Source organism: Azospirillum sp. UENF 312511, from assembly GCF_058780635.1.
Genome location: NZ_JBSNCG010000002.1, coordinates 47685 through 69244 on the forward strand (window position 1 = coordinate 47685; position 21560 = coordinate 69244).

General features: G+C 70.1%; 24 protein-coding genes. 9 read left to right on the forward strand and 15 right to left on the reverse strand.

All coding sequences use genetic code 11. The features are described 5' to 3' along the window. Positions 1–5: 5 nt before the first annotated feature. Genes ACWPN7_RS08580 through fliF form a run of 5 tightly spaced genes read right to left on the reverse strand, consistent with a single transcriptional unit; the run spans position 6 to position 3909 of the window. Positions 6–329 (reverse strand): hypothetical protein, encoded by a 324-nt coding sequence (locus ACWPN7_RS08580; RefSeq protein ID WP_051658806.1) that lies wholly within the window; start codon positions 327–329, stop codon positions 6–8. A gap of 4 nt (positions 330–333) precedes the next feature. Then, the gene (fliP, locus tag ACWPN7_RS08585; RefSeq protein ID WP_040138273.1) at positions 334–1116 is read right to left on the reverse strand and encodes a flagellar type III secretion system pore protein FliP; all 783 of its coding nucleotides are present in this window, start codon (positions 1114–1116) and stop codon (positions 334–336) included. Positions 1117–1148: 32 nt separating this feature from the next. Beyond that, positions 1149–1490, reverse strand: coding sequence for a flagellar motor switch protein FliN (gene fliN / locus ACWPN7_RS08590; protein ID WP_040138274.1), 342 nt, complete (start codon positions 1488–1490; stop codon positions 1149–1151). Continuing rightward, a complete protein-coding gene (locus tag ACWPN7_RS08595) occupies positions 1478–2209 on the reverse strand; it encodes a FliH/SctL family protein (protein ID WP_456526589.1) in 732 nt (243 codons plus the stop codon). The genes fliN and ACWPN7_RS08595 overlap by 13 nt, the downstream gene beginning before the upstream one ends. Continuing rightward, positions 2209–3909 carry a flagellar basal-body MS-ring/collar protein FliF gene (gene fliF / locus ACWPN7_RS08600; RefSeq protein ID WP_459197573.1) on the reverse strand — a complete coding sequence of 567 codons (1701 nt, stop codon included), beginning with the start codon at positions 3907–3909 and terminating at the stop codon, positions 2209–2211. Before fliF ends, ACWPN7_RS08595 begins: the two co-directional genes overlap by 1 nt. A 187-nt stretch (positions 3910–4096) precedes the next feature. Here fliF and ACWPN7_RS08605 point away from each other — a divergent pair, with 187 nt between their 5' ends. The 6 genes from ACWPN7_RS08605 to ACWPN7_RS08630 all read left to right on the forward strand — a co-directional run bounded on the left by ACWPN7_RS08605 (position 4097) and on the right by ACWPN7_RS08630 (position 9134). Continuing rightward, positions 4097–4597 carry a flagellar basal body-associated FliL family protein gene (locus tag ACWPN7_RS08605; RefSeq protein WP_492273251.1) on the forward strand — a complete coding sequence of 167 codons (501 nt, stop codon included), beginning with the start codon at positions 4097–4099 and terminating at the stop codon, positions 4595–4597. Positions 4598–4614: 17 nt separating this feature from the next. Then, complete coding sequence (gene fliM, locus ACWPN7_RS08610) at positions 4615–5724, forward strand: flagellar motor switch protein FliM (RefSeq protein ID WP_459197571.1); 1110 nt, start codon at positions 4615–4617, stop codon at positions 5722–5724. After that, positions 5705–6376: a DUF6468 domain-containing protein gene (locus tag ACWPN7_RS08615; protein ID WP_459197570.1), complete on the forward strand. Its 672-nt coding sequence runs from the start codon at positions 5705–5707 to the stop codon at positions 6374–6376. Before fliM ends, ACWPN7_RS08615 begins: the two co-directional genes overlap by 20 nt. 3 nt (positions 6377–6379) lie before the next feature. After that, entirely contained in the window at positions 6380–7114 is a 735-nt protein-coding gene (locus ACWPN7_RS08620) for a MotE family protein (RefSeq protein ID WP_407825144.1), read from the forward strand. A 700-nt stretch (positions 7115–7814) separates the two neighbouring features. Continuing rightward, positions 7815–8456 (forward strand): flagellar hook-length control protein FliK, encoded by a 642-nt coding sequence (locus ACWPN7_RS08625; protein WP_492273252.1) that lies wholly within the window; start codon positions 7815–7817, stop codon positions 8454–8456. 15 nt (positions 8457–8471) lie between these two features. Beyond that, entirely contained in the window at positions 8472–9134 is a 663-nt protein-coding gene (locus tag ACWPN7_RS08630; protein WP_200479721.1) for a flagellar hook assembly protein FlgD, read from the forward strand. A 74-nt stretch (positions 9135–9208) separates the two neighbouring features. On the opposite strand, the gene ACWPN7_RS08635 is transcribed toward ACWPN7_RS08630, so the two are convergent. The 10 genes from ACWPN7_RS08635 to flgF all read right to left on the reverse strand — a co-directional run bounded on the left by ACWPN7_RS08635 (position 9209) and on the right by flgF (position 17111). Continuing rightward, positions 9209–9829 carry a NapC/NirT family cytochrome c gene (locus ACWPN7_RS08635; protein WP_035682928.1) on the reverse strand — a complete coding sequence of 207 codons (621 nt, stop codon included), beginning with the start codon at positions 9827–9829 and terminating at the stop codon, positions 9209–9211. Further along, the gene (locus ACWPN7_RS08640) at positions 9826–10308 is read right to left on the reverse strand and encodes a nitrate reductase cytochrome c-type subunit (protein WP_035682930.1); all 483 of its coding nucleotides are present in this window, start codon (positions 10306–10308) and stop codon (positions 9826–9828) included. The genes ACWPN7_RS08635 and ACWPN7_RS08640 overlap by 4 nt, the downstream gene beginning before the upstream one ends. Positions 10309–10319: 11 nt before the next feature. Further along, on the reverse strand, positions 10320–12830 hold the full coding sequence (gene napA, locus ACWPN7_RS08645; RefSeq protein ID WP_451996391.1) for a nitrate reductase catalytic subunit NapA: 2511 nt from the start codon (positions 12828–12830) through the stop codon (positions 10320–10322). A gap of 44 nt (positions 12831–12874) precedes the next feature. Further along, a complete protein-coding gene (locus ACWPN7_RS08650) occupies positions 12875–13168 on the reverse strand; it encodes a chaperone NapD (RefSeq protein WP_014200145.1) in 294 nt (97 codons plus the stop codon). A 7-nt stretch (positions 13169–13175) separates the two neighbouring features. Then, the gene (locus tag ACWPN7_RS08655; protein ID WP_145703307.1) at positions 13176–13352 is read right to left on the reverse strand and encodes a periplasmic nitrate reductase, NapE protein; all 177 of its coding nucleotides are present in this window, start codon (positions 13350–13352) and stop codon (positions 13176–13178) included. Positions 13353–13563: 211 nt separating this feature from the next. After that, complete coding sequence (locus tag ACWPN7_RS08660) at positions 13564–14058, reverse strand: hypothetical protein (protein WP_451996394.1); 495 nt, start codon at positions 14056–14058, stop codon at positions 13564–13566. 19 nt (positions 14059–14077) lie between these two features. Further along, the gene (gene flgH / locus ACWPN7_RS08665) at positions 14078–14821 is read right to left on the reverse strand and encodes a flagellar basal body L-ring protein FlgH (protein ID WP_040138285.1); all 744 of its coding nucleotides are present in this window, start codon (positions 14819–14821) and stop codon (positions 14078–14080) included. Positions 14822–14841: 20 nt separating this feature from the next. Then, positions 14842–15573 (reverse strand): flagellar basal body P-ring formation chaperone FlgA, encoded by a 732-nt coding sequence (flgA, locus tag ACWPN7_RS08670; RefSeq protein ID WP_459197568.1) that lies wholly within the window; start codon positions 15571–15573, stop codon positions 14842–14844. A 5-nt stretch (positions 15574–15578) separates the two neighbouring features. Further along, positions 15579–16364: a flagellar basal-body rod protein FlgG gene (flgG, locus tag ACWPN7_RS08675; RefSeq protein ID WP_459197567.1), complete on the reverse strand. Its 786-nt coding sequence runs from the start codon at positions 16362–16364 to the stop codon at positions 15579–15581. Between the two features lie 18 nt (positions 16365–16382). Next, positions 16383–17111 (reverse strand): flagellar basal-body rod protein FlgF, encoded by a 729-nt coding sequence (gene flgF / locus ACWPN7_RS08680; RefSeq protein WP_014200151.1) that lies wholly within the window; start codon positions 17109–17111, stop codon positions 16383–16385. A gap of 143 nt (positions 17112–17254) precedes the next feature. On the opposite strand from flgF, the gene ACWPN7_RS08685 reads away from it, so the two are divergent. From ACWPN7_RS08685 to ACWPN7_RS08695, 3 genes are all read left to right on the forward strand, one after another. Further along, positions 17255–19642: a hypothetical protein gene (locus tag ACWPN7_RS08685; protein ID WP_459197566.1), complete on the forward strand. Its 2388-nt coding sequence runs from the start codon at positions 17255–17257 to the stop codon at positions 19640–19642. A gap of 70 nt (positions 19643–19712) precedes the next feature. Next, complete coding sequence (gene motA, locus ACWPN7_RS08690) at positions 19713–20600, forward strand: flagellar motor stator protein MotA (RefSeq protein ID WP_094305778.1); 888 nt, start codon at positions 19713–19715, stop codon at positions 20598–20600. Positions 20601–20609: 9 nt separating this feature from the next. Continuing rightward, on the forward strand, positions 20610–21560 hold the full coding sequence (locus ACWPN7_RS08695) for a flagellar motor protein MotB (protein ID WP_459197565.1): 951 nt from the start codon (positions 20610–20612) through the stop codon (positions 21558–21560).

Below are 21560 nucleotides of genomic sequence, written 5' to 3' on the forward strand. Positions count from 1 at the left end.
GCACCTCAGAAGAAGCGGTCGGCGGTCAGGGTGGAGTGGTCGGAGTCGTCATCCCGCTCCAGGGGGCGGTCGCCCTGCAGGCGGTCGTGACGGAAGACGTTCGCGAGGACGCTGCCGGCCACCAGCACCATGCGGTGCGGCACCAGCGGGTTCGGGTCGAGCGCGTTCAGGAGGGTGACGACGGCCGTCTCGTCGTCCACCGTGACGCCCCGCCGTCGGGCGAAGGCGGTCACGCTGTCGGCCATCCCCGACGCCCCGGCGGGGGGTGCGGCGGGCGGCGCCGACAGACCGGCGGAGGGAACGGCGGGCAGCAGCCGGGGCTCGGTCATCGCGTCAGGTTCCCCCATAGGAGCGGATCAGGCTGTTGGCGATCAGGAACCAGCCGTCGGTCAGGACAAAGAAGATGATCTTGAAGGGCAGCGCGATCATCACCGGCGGCAGCATCATCATGCCCATCGCCATCAGCACCGCCGCCACCACCATGTCGATCACCAGGAAGGGCAGGAAGATCAGGAATCCGATCTCGAAGGCGCGGCGCAGCTCCGACAGCAGGAAGGCCGGGACCAGCACGCGGAGGTCGGCGGTGGCCGCCGTCTTCGGCTGCTCCGCCTCCGGCTTGCCGGTGAAGCCGGCGAAGGCCGAGAGATCCTTGTCCCGCACCTGGGAGGCCATGAAGTTGCGGAAGGGCTCAACCATCCGCTCCAGCCCCTGCTCCTGGGTCACCTGCTCGTTCAGCATGGGGCGCAGCCCGTCCTGCCACGCCGCGTCGAAGACCGGCCCCATGATGTGGAAGGTCAGGAACATGGCGAGGCTGATCAGCACCATGTTCGGCGGCGACTGCTGAAGCCCGAGCGCCGAGCGCAGCAGCGACAGCACGACGATGATCCGGGTGAAGGAGGTCGCCATGACCAGCAGGCCCGGCGCCACGCTGAGCACCGTCAGCAGGACGATGCCCTGAATGACGCGCCCGGACAGCGACCCGCTCTCCCCCGTGGCGCTGCCGAGCGCGCTGCCGATGGAGGACAGGTCCAGCCCGCTGCTCTGCGCCCAGGCCGCCGCGGGAAGCAGAACGGCGAGAACGAGGGCAAGGGCGGGCGGAAGCAGGCGTCGGATCATGGCGGAGCCCCGTGGGTGCGGCACAAGGGGTATCAATCGATCGCCAGATCGGTGCGCACGATCTCGGTCAGCGTCACGCCCAGCCGCTGGTCCTCGACGATCACCACCTCGCCGCGGGCGACCAGACGGTGGTTCACCAGGACCTCCACCGGCTCGTCCACCTTGCGCTCCAGCTCCACCACGGCGCCGCGGCCGAGCTTCAGGAGCTGCGCCACCAGCATGCTGGTGCGGCCGAGCACCACCTGCACGTCCACCGGGACGTTGTAGATGGCGTTCATCGATCCGCCGGCCACGGCCGCGGCGGGGATGCCGACGGCGTCCTTCTCGGCGGGCTTGGCGTCGTCTTCCAGGACGTCGAGGTTCAGTGGGGCCATGATGCGGTGCTTTCCGTGTCGGTGAAGAGGTCATGTTCGGTGGACAAGGCGGCCAGAGCGCGGTCGCACAGGCCGTCGACGGCGCGCTCCACCGCGGCGGGGTCGTAGCGCAGTCCCCCGGCTTCCCAAGCGGCGTCGAGCCCGCCGGGCGGCAGGGACGGGTCGGCGACGACCTCTAGCGCGCCCTTGAAGCCAAGCGATTCCGGGTCGGCCAGTTTGGCGCGGACGGGTTCCGCCAGATCGGGATGGACGCGCAGCCGCAGCCGCGGTGACCCGCCGGCCAGCCGCAGGGCGTCCATGGCGAGCCGTTCGGTCTCGGCCGCGCCGATCCGCTCCAGCAGGGCCGGGGCGAGGCGGCGGACGAGCGCCAGCATCACCGCCGACCCTTGCGCCTCCACCCCGCGCAGGGCGTCGGCGAAGCGGCCGTCCAGCGCGGCCAATTGCTCGTTGAGGTGGGAGAGCGCCTGCGCCAGGGCGGAGTCGGTGCGGGCCGCGGCCTCCGCCGCCCCCTCGCGTCGGCCCTGCTCCACCCCCTCGGCGAAGGCGCGGACTTCGGCGCCGTAGACGGCGGCCTGGAGGTGGCGTTCGGAATGGACGATCTCGTCGAGCGGATCGACGGGGTCCGGTTCGGGAGCAACGCCGAACTCCGCCGCCGCCTGCGCCGCGGCCTGGGCCGTGCTGTCGAAGCGCAGGTCGAAGCGGTAGCGCGGGTAGCCCATCAGACCGCCTCCTCGTAGAGCCAGGAGCGGAGGATGTCGATTGCCTCATCCGGGTACTGGTCGACGATGTCGCCCAGCCGGCGGATGGAGGAGGCGCGCACCCGGCCCTCCACCGTGCGCAGCTCGATGAGCTGGTCCATCGTCTCCTCGATGCCCGGCAGGGCCGCGGTTGCCGGATCGCCCGCGTCGGTGAGCTGCGCCGCCTGCATGGCGGGATCCCCGCCCATGGCCGGACCGGTGAGCTGCGGCATCGCCGCTCCCGCGGCCAGCGCCGGGGCGGCGGCTTCCGCCGCCACCGGCTCCGGCGCCGGGAAGACGCGGCGGATCAGCGGGCGCAGCCCCAGCACGATCAGCAGCCCACAGAGCACCAGCAGGATCACCCACTGGATCAGCGTCATCACGTTGCGGCTGAGCGTGTCGACGATCTCAGCCATCGGCTCGCGGGCGCCCAGCTCGGGGGCGAGATTGACGAACTCCAGGTTGTCGACGGTGACCCGGTCGCCGCGCGCCTCGCTGAAGCCCATGGCGGAGCGCACCAGCTCAGTGATGCGCTGCAACTCCTCGGGCGCGCGGGCCTCGTAGCTGCGCGTGCCGTCCTGCGCCGTCACCCAGGTGCCGTTGACCAGCACGGCGACGCTGACCCGGCGGATGTCGCCCGGCTCGATCACCGTTTCGCGGGCGATGTTGGAAATCTCGTAATTGACCGTCTCCTCCTGGCGCTTGGAGTCGGAGGAGGAGCGGTTGTTCTGGGCCTGGGCGCGGACCTCGCGCTGCGGCAGGTTCTGCTCGGCGGTGACCGGCGGCTCCCCCGTGCTGTCCAGGCTGCGGTCCTGCTCCTGCACCGTCTGGGTGGAGCGGACGACTTGGCTGTTCGGGTCGAAGCTCTGGCTGCGCACGACCTCGCGCTTGGTTTCGACGTCGACAGCAACCTGAACGCGAACATTCCCCTGCCCCAGCCGCGCCACCAGCATCTGCTCGATGGCGCGGGAGATGCGCGTCTCGTGCCCGGCGCGCAGCCCATCGACCTTCGCCGAAGAGCGGGCGTCGCCGTCCTCCTCGGTCAGCAGCACCTCGCCGGAGGCGTCGAGCACGGTGACGGCGCTCGGCTTCATGTTGGGCACGGCGGCGGAGACGAGGTGGCGGATCGACAGCGCCTGCCGCCGCTCCAGCGGCGCCCGGCCGCGCATGCGCACCACGATGGAGGCGGTTGGGGTGGGGGCGGCGCGCGAGAACTCCTCGCGGTCGGGCAGCACAATATGGACGCGCGCCGCCTCGATACCGGACAGCGTCTCGATGGTGCGGGCCAGCTCGCCTTCCATGGCACGCAGCCGGTTCATCCGCTGCATGAAACTGGTGATGCCCAGCGGCTTGTCGGTGTCGAACAGCTCGTAGCCGATGCCGCCGCGCGACGGCAGGCCCTTCTCGGCCAGCAGCATGCGCAGCCTCGGCACCTCGGCCTCCGGCACCTGGACGGCGGTGCCGTCGAAGGCGGCGGACACCGGCACGCCCATGGCCTCCACCGCCTTGACGATGCGCCCGGCCTCCGCCGGTTCCAGACCGGTGTAGAGCGGCGTCATGTGCGGCCGCGACAGCAGAACCGCCATGGTGGCGACCGCCAGGACGATGCCGACACCCGTGCCGGCCAGCACCAGAAGGCGCGTGCGCCCAAGCGTCCGCAGATTGTCGATCAGTCCCGTCACGACACCCGCACCTTTAAAGTTTCCGAAAAGCGGGGACCGTAATGTTCACCCCGTGAGCCTTCACAACCTACCGGGATGACTTTTAAGCGGAGTAAAAGCCGCGAAGATAGACCGGAAGGAAGTCGCTAAAACTTGATCGTTTAAAACAGTCTCTCAAATTTTCGGTATTTTGGAGGCGCCGGCCGCGATGAATACAGATGCTGGAAAGGCAAGGACGGGAACGCCGGGCCGGCAGCGGATGTACGTCATCGTGCTGCCGCTGGCCCGGCTGGCAATCGGCGCGGCCGCCCTGTGCGGCGTCGCCGCGGCCGGGTTCGGCGGCTACTGGATGGCCGTCGGGCCGGACGGGGTGGCGCGGCTGTTCGAGGGCACGCCCATCGCCGAGCCGGCCCAGGCGACGCTCGACATGCCGGAGCTGCTGGTGAACCTGCGCCCCGACACGCCGTCGCGCTTCATGAAGATCGGGGTGACGCTGGCGCTGGTGCCCAAGGACCGCGGCCGGGTGGAGCAGGCGATGCCCCACCTCGTCAACGCCCAGCAGGAGTTCCTGCGCAACATCGACCAGCACGACCTGCGCGGTTCCGCCGGCCTGCTGCGGCTGCGCGGGGAGCTGCGCCGCCGCTTCAACCTGATCCTCGGCCCGGACACGGTATCCGACGTCCTGCTGCGCAGCCTTCTCACCCAATAGCCGACCCAGAGGAACGGATGAGCACTCCCATCGACACGGACGACGGCGGCGGCGACCATGACGGCCGCACCGGAGACGATCTCGACTGGGGCCTGGACGCCGGCTCCGGTGAGTCCGAGGCCGCCGCCCTGATGGCCGACACCAAGGAGCTGAGCCAGGAGGAGATCGACCGCCTGCTGAACTTCGCCGTCGGGCCGCAGACGGAATCCGCCGGGCAGACCCGCGCCATCGAGCGGCTGATCAGCACGACGACGGTCAACAAGGACCGGCTGCCGATGCTGGACGTGGTCTTCGACCGCATGGTCCGGCTGTTGAACACGTCGCTGCGCCAGTTCTCCTCGACCAGCGTGGAGGCCAGCCTGCTGCGCATCGACTGGCTGCGCTACAACGAGTTCCTCGACACCATCGAGCTTCCGGCCCTGGTCGGCGTCGCGCGGGCGGAGCAGTGGGACAACCACATCGTCGTGTCGGTCGACAGCGCGCTGATCTACTGCATGATGGACGTGCTGCTGGGCGGACGGCGCAGCCGCGCCCGGCGCATCGACGGGCGCACCTACACCTCCATCGAGCGCAAGATCACCGAGCGGCTCATTCGGGTCATCCTCCAGGACCTCAGCCAGTCCTTCGACCCGATCACGCCCATCGACTTCACCTTCGACCGGTTGGAGACGAACCCGCAATTCGCCACCATCACCCGCGCCACCAACGCGGTGATCCGCGTGCGCATCGCCGTGGAGGTGGAGCGCCGCGTCGGCCATGCCGAGGTGGTCATCCCCTACGCCACGCTGGAGCCGGTGCGCGGCAAGCTGGTGCAGACCTTCATGGGCGAGAAGTTCGGCCACGACACGGTGTGGGAAAGCCACCTGAAGGCCGAGCTGATGCGCGCCAAGCTGGACCTCGTCGCGGTGCTGCAGCAGACGCAGGTCTCGCTGGGCGAGGTGCTGAACTGGGAAAAGGGCACTTCGCTGAAGCTGCGCATCGACCCCGACGCGCCAGTGGTGCTGCAAAGCAAGACCACCCCCCTCTTCGCCGGCCACATGGGCCAGCGCAACGGCAACATCTCCGTCAAGATCGACACCGACCTGGAGACCAAGCAGGAGCTGATCGATGGTCTCATTCCTCATTGACGCCGTCCTGGCGGTCATGCTCGTCACCGCCACGGTGTTCCTGGTGATCGTCAACAAGCGGCTGAAGGTGATGCGCTCCAGCCAGGCCGAGATCGGCGCGCTGATCGGCACCTTCTCCAAGACCATCGACGAGACGGAGGCCTCGGTGCAGCGCTTGGTCGCCGCCGCGACGGAGGCGTCCGCCAAGCTGTCCGACGGGCTCGACCGCGCCAAGGGCGTGACCGAAGAGGCGGCGCTGGTGCTCGGCTCCTGCGAGCGGGCGTCCAAGCGCATCGAGGCGTCCGTGCAGGAGGCCCGCGCCCTGGTCCGCCGGCTGGAGGACGGCCCGGCGCCGCGCCCGCGGCCCCGCCCGGTCCCGACGCCCGCCACCGCCCCTGCCACGGCCCCTGCCACCGTCACGGAACCGGTACCCGCCCCTGCGAACGCCGCTTCGGCGCCGGACAGCGACGCGCCGGAGGACGAGGACGGCTTCCGCCCGATGCGCGTCGCCGCGCTGGCCGGGGTCGCCGCACGCCCGGCGGAGGGGATGGCGCCCGCCCCGGAGGAGGCCGCCATTGAGACCGCCGAATCCACCGTGGAAACCGGCGGCGCACGGCAGCAGGCCGCCAATGCCTTCTATGCCCGGCTGCGGGCCATCGGACCGGAGCGCTGAGCCATGCTGCGTGTACTTCCCATCACGCTGGTGGCGATCCTGATGGTGCTGCCGCTCAAGCTCGGCTCGCTGATGGAAGGGCTGCCGGTCGTCGCCCAGCAGTTCGACCGCGAGTTCGGCAAGCATGAACGCCCCTGGGCCAAGGATCTGAAGGGCGGCGCGGAAGCATCTCCGGACGCCCCGGCGGAGCCAGCGTCCACCCTGGCGGGCCCCGCCATGGCGGCCTTGCCGGCGACCCCGGCGGCTCCGCCCGCGGACGCCGCCCTGCCCGCGGCGAGCTGCACCGACCCGGCCCTGCGCGCCGCCATCGCGGAGCAGAAGGCCGACGTGACCGCCCGCACCCGCCATCTCGGCGAGGCGGAAGCGGTGCTGACCGCCGCCGAGACCCGCGCCACCGCCCAGATCCAGAAGCTGAGCGCCATCAAGCGCGACGTGGAGGCGCTGATGCAGCAGCGCTCCAACCTCCAGGCGGAGGATCTGAAGCGCATGGTGACGATCTACGAGACGATGAAGCCGCGCGACGCCGCGCGCATCTTCAACGACCTGGAGACCGACATCATCATCGACGTGCTGGACCGCATGGCCGAGCGCCGCTCCGCCCCGATCATCGCGGAGCTTGAGGACGGCAAGGCGCGCGAGGTCACCCGCCTCGTCCTGCAACGCCGCGCCCTGCCCGGCGACCGCCCGCCGCCGCCCGCCCCGCTGCCCGTCCGCCTGATGCAGACGCCGACGAACTGAACCCGGCCCCGGCTGCCAGACACGCGGTTCTCTCACCAAGAGACATCATGCCCAGCCTTCCCGACATCATCGCCGCCCCGCCGCCCCGCCCCGCCCGTTCCGCGGAAGGAACGGCGGCGCCATCCTCGGGCGAACGGGAGGCGTCCGGCACGCCCTTCGCCGACCTGCTGGACGACGCGGCGGAACGCGGCGGCGCCGGGGCGGACGGGGAGCAAGCGGACTCCTCCGCCCAAACCGGTGGCACCCAAACCGGTGGCGCGCCGGCCGGGGCCGACGCCGCCCTGGCGGCCCTTCTGCCGCTGCTGACCGCACCGCCGCCCGCCACGGCGCCCGGCATCGCAACGGCCGGCGCTGTGCCGGAGTCCGTGCCTTCGACCAGCGGCCCGCCCGTGACGCCACCCGTCACGGCTCCCCCGGCTGAAAACGCCGCAGCACCCCAGCCGCCGGTTCCGGCGCAACCCGGTTCGCCGCCGCCGACCGCGCCGCTGCCCATGGTGCCCACCGCCGCGACACCCCCGGACGCCAGACCGGACGGGACGCCGCAGGCCACGACCGACACCGCGGCATCTGCCACCCCGCCCGTTCCCCTGCCGGCTTCCGGCGCCAAACCGAACCCGGCCCCGCTGTTCCAAACCAAGGACGCCGCGACGCCCGCCAAGGGCGACGCGACGCAGGCTTCCTCCCCCAGCTTCAGCAGGCGATGGCCCAGGCGGGCGGCAACGCCGCGTCCAACGGCGGCACCGGCCAGAATCCGGGCCAGGGGCAAGGCCGCGGCAACCCGGCCGGACCGGAAGCCTTATCGGCGCTCTCCTCCCCGGCGGACCCCGTCGGCGCCGCGCCGCTGCCCTCCGCCCTCGCCCCGCCGGCGGCCCACGCGGCGGCCCACTACGCGGCGCACCCCGGTGAGAGCGCCGCGGCGCGGCTGCCCGCCGCCCAGGTGGCCGGCCAGCTGGTGCGCGTCGTCGAGGCGGGCGGCGGCGAGTTCCACATTGACCTGAAGCCGGAGGAGCTGGGTCCCGTCCGCGTCGTCGCCGAGTTGAGCGGCGCCCGCGTCGCCCTGCATGTCCAGGCCGAAAGCCCGGAAACGCTGGCCCTGCTGCGCCGGGACATCCATCACCTGGAACGCGCCCTGTCCGACGCCGGGTTCGAGCTGGACGGCGGCACCCTGAACTTCTCGCTGCGCGGCGACGGCGAGCCGCGCGGCTTCGCCTTCTCCGGCCAGGGCGAGGGCGGACGCGGGGACGGCCCCGGACGGGTCTTCCGCCCTGCCGATCCCATCGGCGCCCCGTCGCCGGAACGCGCCGCCCGCCCCATCGACGGCCTCGTCGACATTTCCGTCTAGCCGCAAGGACCCGCCATGACCACGACCGCGGCCAACAACACGGCCTCGAACACCCCCACCACTCCCCCCTCGGCCGCCGCCAAGAAGCAGACGGTGGACTACGAGGCGTTCCTGAAGCTGCTGACCGCGCAGCTGCGCAACCAGGACCCGCTGTCGCCGATGGACGCCACCCAGTTCATGACGCAGCTCGCCCAGCTCTCCACCGTCGAGCAGGGCGTGCGCACGAACGAGACTTTGGGGCAGGTTCTGGACACGCTGAAGAACAGCGGCATGCGGCTGGACATGGCCTATCTGGGCCGCAAGGTGGAAGCCGCGTCGGACCGCATCAGCCTGTCGGAGGGCAAGGCGGAGATGGCCTACGCCATCGACGGGGCCGCCGCGTCGGTGAAGATCGAGGTGGTGAACGACGCCGGACAGGTGATCTACAGCGCCCCCGGCAGCCCGAAGACGGGCCGTCAGACCTTCACCTGGGACGGCAAGCGCAGCGACGGGGCCACCGCCGCGGACGGCACCTACCTCGTGCGCGTGACGGCGAAGGACAAGGCCGGCGCGTCGCTGACCACCGCCACCGTGACGACCGACACGGTGAAGGAAGTGCGCAGCGTCAACGGCGAGACGGAATTCGTCCTGAAGGGCGGCGCCGTCGTGAAGGGCACGGACATCCTGTCCGCGTCGTAAAATCCATCCTCAGCAAACGAAAAACCCCTTCTCCCGAGACCGGAAGAAGGGGTTTTTCGTTGTGAAGCGGCGCGTCACTTCGCCGACACGGTTCCGGTCCAGCCGGGCTCGACGCCCTTCATGTCGGGCAGCCGGTGGGCGATGCCCTTGTGGCAGTCGATGCAGGTCCGCTCACCCGTGAACAGGTAGGTCTCGTGCATCTTGGCCGCCCGCGGGTTCTGGCGGGTGATGTCCATGGATTCCGCGCTGTGGCAGTTGCGGCATTCCAGGGAGTTGTTGGATTTCAGCCGGTCCCATTCGTGGGTGGCGAGTTCCAGCCGCTTGTCGAGGAACTTCTCGCGGGTGTCGATGGTGCCGAAGATCTTGCCCCAGACCTCCTTCGACGCCTGCATCTTGCGCCCGATCTTGTGCGTCCAGTCGTGCGGGACGTGGCAGTCCGGGCAGGTGGCGCGCACGCCGGAGCGGTTGGTGAAGTGGATGGTCTGCTTCAGTTCCTCGTAGGGGTTGTTCTTCATCTCGTGGCAGGAGATGCAGAAGGCCTCCTTGTTGGTGACCTCCAGGGCGGTGTTGAAGCCGCCCCAGAACATCACGCCGGCCAGGAAGCCGCCCAGCGTCAGGAAACCCAGGCTGAAATGCACGCTGGGCCGCGAGAAGACGCGCCAGAAGCGTCCGGCGAGACTCAGAAGGCCTTTCATTTGGCGCCTTCCTTTCCACCGGCCAGAATGCTGTCGATGTCGCGGAAGCGGTTGCCGGTGATCGGCTGGGCGTCGGTCTGCGGCACGTGGCACTGGGTGCAGAAGTAGCGCCGCGGGCTGACCGCGCCCAGCGTCTGGCCGTCACGGTCCTGGAAGTGGGTGACCGAGATCATCGGGGCCTGCGAGCCCTCGGTGTTCTTGCGGTCATGGCAGGTCATGCATTTGTTGATGTTCAGGTCGATCTGGTAGTCGCGGATCGCGTGCGGGATCAGCGGCGGCTGGTCGGCGTAGTTCCGCGCCCGCTTGTGATCGTCGGTGATCTCCTTCGCCATCGGGTCGGCGGGGATCTCCTGGGTGATCGGGTGCGGGCCGGAGGGAACCTTCGCGGGGGCGGCCCCGTCCGCGGCGAACACGCCGGACACCAGGAGCGGCATGGCCGCGGCCAGCGCGAGGGCGGCAAAGGTGATGCGGGTCTTCATGGACGGGCTCCTCACGCGACAGGAATGATCTTGACCGCGCATTTCTTGAAGTCGGTCTGCTTGCTCAGCGGGTCGGTGGCGTCCAGCGTCACCTTGTTGATGAGCACCGTGTGGTCGAAGAAGGGCACGAAGACGAGGCCCCGCGGCGGCTTGTTGCGGCCCCGCGTCTCGACCCGCACCCGCACCTCGCCACGGCGGGAGGCGATGCGCACCTCCTGCCCGCGCCGCAGGTTCAGGTCCTTGGCGTCGTCGGGGTGGATGAAGACGACGGCGTTGGGGAAGGCCTTGCGCAGCTCCGGAACGCGCAGCGTCATGGAGCCGGAGTGCCAATGCTCGACCACGCGGCCGGTGCAGAGCCAGAACGGGTAGTCCTTGTCCGGCGATTCCGCCGCCGGCTCATAGGGCAGCGCGAAGATGTTCGCCTTGCCGTCCTTGTTGCCGTAGAAGCGCACGCCCTCGCCCGCCGGAACGTAGGGGTCGAAGCCCTCGCGGTAGCGCCACTTCGTCTCCTTGCCGTTCACCACCGGCCAGCGCAGGCCGCGCTCCTGGTGGTACATGTCGTAGGGGGCGAGGTCGTGGCCATGGCCGCGCCCGAAGGTCGCGTATTCCTCGAACAGGCCCTTGTGGACGTAGAAGCCGAAGGCCTGCGATTCGCGGTTCTCATAGGCCGGGTCGCAGTCCGACAGCGGGAAGGCGTTGACCTGACCGTTGCAGTACAGCACGTCGTAGAGGGTCTTGCCGCGCACGTCGGGTTTCTTGGCGATCAGTTCCTCCGGCCACACCTCCTCGATCGCGAATCGCTTGGAGAACTCGATGATCTGCCAGAGGTCGGAGCGCGCCTCGCCGGGCGCGCCGACGAGCTGGTGCCAAACCTGGGTGCGGCGCTCCGCGTTGCCGTAGCCGCCTTCCTTCTCCACCCACATGGCGGTCGGCAGGATCAGATCGGCGGCAAGCGCCGTCACCGTCGGATAGGCGTCCGACACGACGATGAAGTTTTCCGGGTTGCGATAGCCCAGGTAGGTCTCGTTCGCCGTGTTCGGCGCCGTCTGCATGTTGTTGTTGCACTGGACCCAGTAGGCGTTGAGCTTGCCGTCCTTCAGCATGCGGTCCTGCTGGACGGCGTGGTAGCCGACCTTGTCCGGGATCGTGCCTTCGGGCAGCTTCCAGATCTCCTCGGCGTGCTTGCGGTGTTCCGGGTTGGTGACCACCATGTCGGCGGGCAAACGGTGCGAGAAGGTGCCGACCTCGCGCGCCGTGCCGCAGGCCGAGGGCTGGCCGGTCAGCGAGAAGGGGCCGCAGCCCGGCTGGCTGATCTTCCCGGTCAGCAGATGGATGTTGTAGACGAGGTTGTTGGCCCAGACGCCGCGGGTGTGCTGGTTGAAGCCCATGGTCCAGAAGGACATGACCTTCACCTTCGGGTCGGCGTACAGCTCGGCCAGCGCCTCCAGCCGGTTCTTCGGCACGCCCGACAGCTCGTGCGCCTTCTCCAGCGTGTAGGGCTCGACGAACTTCGCGAACTCCTCGAAGGAGATCGGGTCGGACTCGTTGGCCTTGGCGACGTTCTTCGCCTTCTGCTCCAGCGGGTGCTCGGGCCGCAGGCCGTAGCCGATGTCGTCGCGGCCGCGCTTGAAGTTGACGTGCTTGGCGATGAACTCCTGGTTCACCCGGCCCGTCTTGATGATGTGGTTGGCGATGTAGTTGAGGATCGCCAGATCGGACTGCGGCGTGAAGACCAGACCGATGTCGGCGAGGTCGAAGCTGCGGTGCTCGTAGGTGGACAGGACGGCGACCTTGCAGCCCTCATGGGTCAGCCGGCGGTCGGTGACGCGGGTCCAAAGGATGGGGTGCATCTCCGCCATGTTGGAGCCCCACAGCACGAAGGCGTCGGCCTGCTCCATGTCGTCGTAGCAGCCCATCGGCTCGTCCATGCCGAAGGTGCGCATGAAGCCGACCACCGCCGACGCCATGCAGTGGCGGGCGTTGGGGTCCAGATTGTTGGAGCGCAGGCCCGCCTTCATGAACTTGGAGGCGGCGTAGCCTTCCATGATGGTCCACTGGCCGGAGCCGAACATGCCCACCGCGGTCGGACCCTTCTTCTTCAGGGTCTCCTTCCACTTGGTGGCCATGATGTCGAAGGCTTGGTCCCAACTGATCGGGGTGAATTCGCCTTCCTTGTGGAACTGCCCGTCCTTCATGCGCAGCAGCGGCTGGGTCAGCCGGTCCTCGCCGTACATGATCTTGGACAGGAAATAGCCCTTCACGCAGTTCAGGCCGCGGTTGACCTCGGCCTTCACGTCGCCGTGGGTGGCGACGATGCGCCCCTCCTTCACACCGACCATGACACCGCAGCCGGTGCCGCAGAATCGGCAGGGGGCCTTCGACCAGGTGAGCTTGGCGTCGGCGCCGGCCGTCAGGGTGCCGGCCTCGGCGGGCTGGATGACGGACGGCAGGCTCACACCGGCCGCCGCCGCCGCTGTCACGGCGGCTTGGACCTTCAGATAATCACGGCGGGTCAGGGACATAGGGGGGTGCCTCCTGGGGCGGGTCGTCTTTTCTTGGACGGACGTCAATGGGCGTGGGGGACGAGAGCGGTGTCGGCGGGCATCGGCTCCGCGCAGCGCTCGGCATCCTCGTAGTGGTGGTAGACCAGCGTGGTGGTGTGGACGCCCGCCATGGCGTTGATGTCGGCGATGCGGTCCAGGACCTCGGCCTCCGTCGCGGTTTCCAGCGTGACGATGGTCTTGCCGTTCTCCGACGCGTGCCAGTCGGCGCCGTCGAGCGCCAAGACCACCTCCTTCAGGGCGGCGGTGCGGTCGGGCGCGTGCTGGATGACGAGGCTGGAAATATGCAGTTCGGGCATGGCCGCCTCACATCCCGCTGGAGAGGGACAGGATCTGGTACATCCAGACGGAGAAGCCGTAGGCCCCGACCAGCCCGATCGCCAGGAACGGCCAGATCAGGATGGAGAGAGCGAAGAAGACCAGCCCCTCGAAGCGGCGGGTCGGGGCGGCGGTGTCGGCGGTGCGGGCGGGCGGCGCGTTCATGGCGATCCCATGGATTGATCGAACGGTATCGCCGCGGAGCTTCATCCTTTCGCATCATGAGTGGCTTGACCGAGGTCAAGTGCCGACACCGACTCAATCCCTAAGTACCGGTACTTTCGTTGCTTTGGACGTTTTGCCGCACGCCAACGCAAAACCCCTCCCCCGCTGGGCGTGAGAGAGGGGCTGACGGAGCGAACCGGGATCGGGCGGGTTACAACCGGGTGTTTTCCTGGCGCATCAGGCGGTCGATCAGCACGCTCCGCACGAGGTCGGGGCCGAGCTGTTCGGCGGCGGCCTGCTTCAGGGATTTGGCGACGGCGGCGGGATCGACCGACGGGCCGTCGAAGGCGCCCGCCCCCGCCATGCCGAACAGGGCCTGCAGCAGGGCGTTGCGCGCGTGGGGCAGATGGCGGCGCAACAGGTTGGATTGCTCGACGCTGCCCGTCTGCAGGGTGATCTGGGTCAGGATAAAGGCGTTGGTGCGGCCCTCCACCAGCACCGGCACCATCAATTGCCCGACCTCCACATAGAAGGGGCCGGGGCCATCGCTGGGCAGGTCCGGCCCGGCGCCGGCCGTCTGCTCTACGGCCTTCTCCTCGGCGCCGAGCGTCAGCTGCAGGCGTCCGATGCCGTAGCCCACCGCCGCCGCCAGGGCGGCGCAGAGCACGAAGACCGAGTATCGGCTGGGTCCGGGACGGTCCGCCATGGTCGCGTCTCCCCGCCGCTCAGAAGGGCATGATGATGTCGAAGACCTGCTGGCCATAGCGCGGCTGCTGGACGTCGGTGATCTGGCCGCGCCCGCCGTAGGTGATCCGCGCCTCGGCGATCTTGTCGTAGTCGATGGTGTTCACGTTGGTGATGTCCTCAGGCCGGATGACCCCGGCGATGCGCATCTCGCGCAGCTCGTAGTTCACCCGCACCTCCTGCCGGCCGGCGATCACGAAGTTGCCGTTGGGCAGCACCTCGGTCACCACCGCCGCGGCGCGCATGGCGATGCGCTCGTTGCGCTGGATCGTCCCGGTGCCGGAGGAGGAGGAGGAGCTGTCCATGTCGACGAGGCTGGACGGGTTCACCGCGTCGGGCAGCACCGCCGGCAGCCGCGACTCCAGCCCGAAGAAGTTCGGCACGCCCGCCGACTCGGCGTTGGAGCGCTGGCGCTGCGTCTGGTTCTGCAGCTGCGCCTGATCGGCGATGTTGATGATGACGGTCAGCAGATCGCCCACCTGCTTGGCCCGCGGGTCGCGGAAGAAGTCGCGGGACCCGGTGCGCCACAGCGAACTCGGCACCTGCTCGTTGGTGTTGGGACGCGGCATCGGCATGGAGATGACGCGCGCCTCCGGCGCCATGGCGGGGTTTGAGATTTCCGACAGGCGCGGCGCCTGCCCCACGTCGAGCAGCCGTCCGCAGCCGGCGAGCGCCACCGTCAGGGCGAGGAACGGAAACAGGAGGCGGGGCGGGAGCGTGCGCATGGGCGTGTCCTTGATTGGACTCAGAATTTCGCCGAAGCCGCGTTGGGCGGCATCGCGTCCGGAGGCCCGCTGACGGTGACGGTCTGCGGCCCGGTGATGGTGCCGGTGACGACGATGTTGCTGGCGATGTTCATCACCCGCACCAGTTCCCCCACCCCGCCGTCCTGCAAAGCACGGCCGCGCGCCATCAGTTGCAGCGGCCCGTCCTCGTAGACGAGGCTGACCGGCTTGTTGCGCTGGACCACCAGCGGGGCGCCGACCGCAGAGGTCTGGATCAGCCGCCCGGCGGAGAGCTGGCGGCGGCTGGCCAGCCCGGCGAGGCTGTCGCGGGACGTGACGACGGCGCCGTTCAGCCGCTCCAGCGGCATCGGGATGGTGGTCAGGTCGCTGTCGGCGATCACCTCGCCGGGCAGGATGCGGCGCGTCGGCACCGGCACCTCCACCATGATGTCGGCCTTGGCCTTCACCTCGACGACGCGCCCGTTGCTGCTGACCAGCGCACGGACCAGCCCGCCGCGCGGATCGTAGGACAGGTCGCGCACCGCCTCCACCGGGCCGGAGAAGGGCGCGGTCAGCACCAGCGACACCCGCGCGTCCGGCGGCACCGCCGGGCCGAGCGAGGCCGCCAGCTCCTGCGCCAGCAGCGCCTCCACCGCTCCCTCGCCGTCGGACAGGTACGCCGCCTGGGCGGGCACGACAAACAGCTGCAGAGCGACCGCGAGTCCGGCCAGATGACGAACGGAACGCCGCATGGCGGTCACCGCATGTTGGAGAGGGTGGAGGCCATCTGGTCGCCGGCCTCGACCACCTTCGCGTTCATCTCGTAGGCGCGCTGGGCGGAGATGAGTTCGGTGATCTCCTGCACGACGTTGACGTTGGAGGATTCCAGATACTTCTGCCGGATGGTGCCGAAGCCCGCCTGCCCGCTGGTGCCGTCCTGCGGCTCGCCCGAGGCGGGGGTGGCGCGGTAGAGGTTGTCGCCCATCGCCTCCAGCCCGGATTCGTTGACGAACACGGTCATCACGAGCTGGCCCAGCACGCGCGGGCGGGTCTGTCCGTCGACGAAGGCCTGCACCTCGCCGGAGCTGTTCACGGCGATCTCCCGCGTGCCCTGCGGCACGGTGACCTCCGGCAGCACCGGGTGACCGTCGCTGGTCACGATGGTCCCTTCCGGCGACAGCTTGAACCCGCCGGCGCGGGTGTAGGCGGTCTCGCCCGCCGGCATGCGGATGTTGAAGTAGCCGCGCCCCTCGATGGCGAGGTCCAGCTCGTTCCCGGTGGAGGTCAGGTTGCCGGTCGTGTTGATGCGGTTGACCGCCCCCGGACGCACGCCGAGGCCGACCTCGATGCCGGTCGGGATGATGGTGCCGGCGTCGGTGGACTGGCTGCCCTGGCGCCGTTCCGACTGGTACATCAGGTCCTGGAACTCGGCGCGCCCGCGCTTGAAGGCGGTGGTGTTGATGTTGGCGATGTTGTTGGAGATGACCTCGACGTTCAACTGCTGGGCCATCATGCCGGTCGAAGCGATGCTGAGCACGCGCATGGACGCAATCTCCTGGTTTTAAGCGGATTTGCCGAGGCGGTTGATGGCGGAGCGCAGCAGGTCCTGCCCGTCGTCCATCATGCGGGTGACCGACTGGTAGTCGCGCGTCAGCTCCATCATCCGCGACATCTCGGCGATGGACTGGACGTTGGACTGCTCCACCTTGCCCTGGATGATCCGGGTGTCCGGGGCCGGCAGCGGCTGGGCGTCCACGGCGTCGAACAGCACGTCGCCGGTCTGGGCGAGCGCCTGCGGGCTCTCGAAGCGGACGACGCGCAGCCGGGCGATCATCTCGTTGTCGGCGGACACCAATCCGTCGGTGCCGATCTCCATCCGGCTGCGGTCGGCCGGGATGACGATAGGCTGCTGGTTGTCGTCCAGATAGGGGAAGCCGCCGGCGTTCACGAGCTGCCCGTCGACGTCGCGCCGCATCCGCCCGTCGCGGGTGTAGCGCGGGCCGTCCGGAGTCTGCACCTGGAGCCAGCCGTCGCCGTCCAGCGCCACGTCGTAGGGGTTGTCGGTCGGCTTCAGGCTGCCGGCGGTGAAGTCGGTGTAGGTGGCGCGGTCGATGGTGAAGGCGATCTTGTCGGACGGCTTCATGCCGCCGCGCTCCATCGCCGCTTCGAACAGCATGCGTTCACCGCGGAATCCCGCAGTGTTCATGTTGGCGATGTTGTTCGCCACGACATCGAGCTGCCGGCGCAACGCCACTTGCCGCGACAATCCAATGTAAAGGGGATTCTCCATCGCCGGACACCTTCGGTTTGAACGCCGCCTTAACCTAGGTGATGCAGTTTAAAGCCGGGTTTCAACCTGAGGCGCCGCGACGGGAACTGACCGGTGTCTTGGGGGATTTGATTCCGATTTAGATAAAATTTGGGGCAGTCGCGATGCATCCCTGCCGGACCCTGTCCATCTCCCTGGCCCTGCTGTCGGTCACCACCGCCCTGACGGCGCCTCCCGCCGCGGCGGAGGCACCGGCAACGATCACCGTGCAGACGGGCGACCACGCCGACTTCTCGCGTCTGGCGCTGGTCAACGCGCAGGGCGCCCCGGCGGTCGATGTGGGAAGCTGCGGCGGGCGCGTTGCCTTCTCGCAGGCGGTCCCCTGGCCTCTGGAGGCGCTGAACGGCACCTATTCGCGGCGGCTGACCGGCTTCCAGACGGCCGAGGACGGGCGCAGCCTGACCATGGACTGGCCCTGCGGCGCCCGCGTCACCGTGCGCCGGGAGCGGCGGATCACCTTCATCGACGTCGCCGACCCGCCGCGCCCGGCGCGTAAGCCCGGCGCCCCGGTCCCGGCGTCCGAAAGCGTCCTGCTGGCCGAGGCGCCCGGCGCGTCGGTCTTTCCGATGATCGCGCCGCCGCCGGTTCCTGAACCGGCGCCGGCCCAAGCGGCGCCTGTCAGCCTAGCCGAACGGCTGAGCCCGGTCGCCAGCGCCCAGGCGCAGCCGATCGTCCAGGCGCAACCCGTGGTCCAGGCACCGCCACCGGTTCAGCCACAACCGGTTGCCAAGGCCCCGCCGCCGAAGCCGGAACCCGCCCGGACGGTGGCCGCCGTGCCGCCGTCGGCCATGCCGCCGACCGCGGCCCCTGCCCCGGCCGTCCAGGCCGACCCGCCGATCCGCGCCTTCGACCTGGATGCCTGGGCCGGCGACGACTACCCGGCGCGCAAGCAGCATCTGGAGCAGCGCATCGCCGACAGCCAGGGCCGCGCGCGGGTGGACGCGCTGCTCGCCATGGCCCGCTTCACGCTGGCCCGCGCCCTGCCGGAGGAGGGCCGCGCCGCGCTGGACGCCGCGGAGAGCCTGACGCCGGGGCCGGACCAGCGCTACGAGCTGCGCCTGCTGCGCGACGCCTTCCGCGCGCTGGACGGCACCGCCGATCCCGACGACAGCCAGTTCGTCCGCGCGCAGCCCACCCCCGCCGCCGCCGACCACCATGTCTGGCGCAGCGCCACCCTGGCTCCCAGCCGCTGGACCGCGGCGAAATCGAGCCTGCCCATCGCGCTGAAGCGGCTGCTGTCCTACCCCGCCGACCTGCGCGGCCGCCTTCTGACCCTGCTGGCCGAATCGGCGGGCGAGGCGGCGGACGGCCCATCGCTGAACCTGATCGTGCTGGAGATGATCACGCTGGACGGCATCGGCTCAACCGACGGGCGGCTGGACTTCTTCCGCGGGCGTCTGGCGGAGCTGCACAACGAGACGGCGGAGGCGTTGACCCATTACAAGCGGGCCGCCGCCCTGCCCAACCTCTACGGCCACCGCGCCCAGGTCCGCTCCATCGAGCTGCGGCTGGCCAGCGGCGCGCTGGACGATCCCGGCGCCATCGCGGAGCTGGAAAGCCTGCGCTACGCCTGGCGCGGCGGCGACGTCGAGACGGACGCGCTGGCCGCGCTGGGCGCCGCCTACACCCGCGCCGGGCGGATCGACGCGGCGCTCGACATCTTCGGCCTGCTCGGCCGCCGCTTCGGCGCGACGGCGCGCGGGCAGGCGGCGCTGACCACCGGGCGAGGGCTTCTCGACGCGGTGATCGGCCATCTGGAGAAAACTCCGGGCAGCGCGCTCGACGCGCTGTCCCTGCAGGTGCGCTACGGCCGCACGGTGGCGCTGACCGACGACGATGCCGGAACGCAGCAGCGCCGGATGGCCCGGCTGCTGGCCCGCGGCGGCTTCACGCTGGAGGCCGCACGCCTGCTCCACACCGTCGCCGAGGCCACACGCGGCGCCGAGCGCGCGGCGGTCGGGCTGGAACTGGCCCGCGTGCTGCTAGACGCCGGCCGTGGAACGGAGGCGCTGGCCGTGTTGGACCACACCGCCGGCCCCGCGCCGAACGCCCAGGCTGCCGAACGCCGCGCCCTGCTGCGCGCCGAGGCCTTCGCCACCGAGGGCGAGGCGATGCGCGCCTTCGACGCGCTGCGCGGACTGACCGGACCCGAGGCGGCGCGCATCCGGGCGGACAGCCTGTTCCGGGCCGGCGAGTGGCCGGCGGCCCGCGCCGCCTACGCCGAGCTGCTGGGCGGGCAGGATGCGCCCCTGCCGGACGACATCGCCTTCCACGCGCTGGCCGCCTTCCGGGCGGGCGACGACGCGGCGGTCACCGCCGCCGCGGAGCGCCACGGCAAGGCGCTGGCCGGGACTCGCTGGGCCGGTCTGCTCGACGCCCTGGCCGTCCCGCCCGACCCGGCGGGCAAGCCGCTGTCCAGCGCCACCGTCGGCGGCCAGCTCGCCGCCGCCGACGCGCTGGCCGGCGTGCTGCGCCGGTGGAAGGCGCCCTGACGGCCCCCGCCCCATACGACGGCTCCCTGAGCCCGATCCCCTTTTTCGGCCGAGCCGGAGGACTCACATCATGCGTTTGCTGTTCGGAATCGTCGCGGTCTTCCTGAGCGTGCTCGGCGGCTTCGCCGCCATGGGCGGCCGGATGGGCGTGCTGTGGCAGCCCGTGGAAATCGTCATCATCGTCGGCGCCGGCATCGGCGGCTACGTCATCGCCAACTCCATGGCGGTGCTGCGCGCCACCGTGCGCACCATCGGCGCGGTCGCCCGCGGACGGCACACCAGCAAGGACGAGTATCTGGACCTGATCTCGCTGCTCTACGCCCTGCTGCGGCAGGCGAAGTCCAAAGGCGTGTCGAACATCGAAAGCGACATCGACAAGCCGGACGACAGCCCGATCTTCGCCCAGTACCCCTCGGTCTTCCGCCAGCCGCGCTGCGTCACCTTCTTGTGCGACTACATGCGCCTGATCGCGCTGGGCCAGGACAACCCGCACGATCTGGAAGCCCTGATGAACGAGGAGATCGAGACCATCGGGCGCGAACTGAACCAAGTGCCGAAGGCGTTGCAGAATCTGGCCGACGCGCTGCCAGCGCTGGGCATCGTCGCCGCCGTGCTGGGCGTCATCAACGCCATGAGCGCGATCAGCGAGCCGCCGGAGGTGCTGGGCCACATGATCGGCGGGGCGCTGACCGGCACCTTCCTCGGCGTGCTGCTGTCCTACGGGCTGGTCGGCCCGATCGCCGCCGCCGCCCGCCATCGCCGCGAGGCGGAGCTGACGCTGTTCATCTGCGTGCGCGCGGGGCTGGGCGCCTATCTGCGCGGCAGCCCCCCGCAGGTCTGCGCGGAGTTCGCCCGCAAGGTGCTGTTCGCCGACACGCAGCCGAGCCTTGCCGAGGTCGAGGTCGCCACCACCCTCTCCTCGCAGGCGAAGGCCCGCGAGGCGAGCCAGCCCGCCTGAGGCCCCGCCATGCCCCGCAAGCGCATCGAGCCGACGATCATCATCAAGCGCCGCTACGGCGAGGAGGAGGAAGAGCACAACAGCGCCTGGAAGCTGGCCTACGCCGACTTCGTGACGGCGATGATGACCTTCTTCCTGATCATGTGGCTGATGAACATCACCACGGTGGAGCAGCGCAAGGGCATCGCCGACTATTTCAACCCGGTGGCCCTGTCGCAGTCCAACTCGGGCGCCGACGGCATGCTCGCCGGGCGGGCGGTGGACAAGACGGGGGCGCTGTCCACCCCCAACGCGCCGGGGGAGCACAGCGTGCCGGTGGCCGCCCCGCCCGTCGTCGCCTCGCTGGGCGAGAGCGACCGCGAGCCCGCCGGGCGCAAGGACCCCATGCCCAACCCGCCCGGCGGCCGAAGCCAGACGGACCGCGACGCGCGGGCGGAGCTGGAGGCCCTGCTCGACCGCCAGACCGCGGCGTTGAGCGAGCAGCAAGGTTTGGAAAAGGCCGAGCGCGACCTGCGCACGGCGCTGGAGACGATGCCCGAGCTGGGAGCGCTCGCCGGCAGCGTCGTCATCGAGCAGACGTCCGTCGGCCTGCGCGTGCAGCTCACCGATCAGGCGAAGGTATCGATGTACAACGTCGGTTCCGCCCAGATGAACGAGCAGGGGCGCCGCCTGATGCGGCTGGTCGCCGGCGCCGTCGCGTCGTCGCCCAACCGCCTCAGCATCACCGGCCACACCGACGCGCTGGGCTATGCGGACGGGGCGAAGTACGGCAACTGGGAGCTGTCCAGCGACCGCGCCAACGCCGCCCGCCGCGAGCTGATCGCCGCCGGCGTGCCGGCCCGGCGGATCGTCCGGGTGGAGGGCCGCGCCGACCTCGACCATCTCGACACCGCCAACCCGCTGGCCCCGCAGAACCGGCGGATCAGCATCACCCTCCTGAAGGCCGCGGCGGGGGAATAG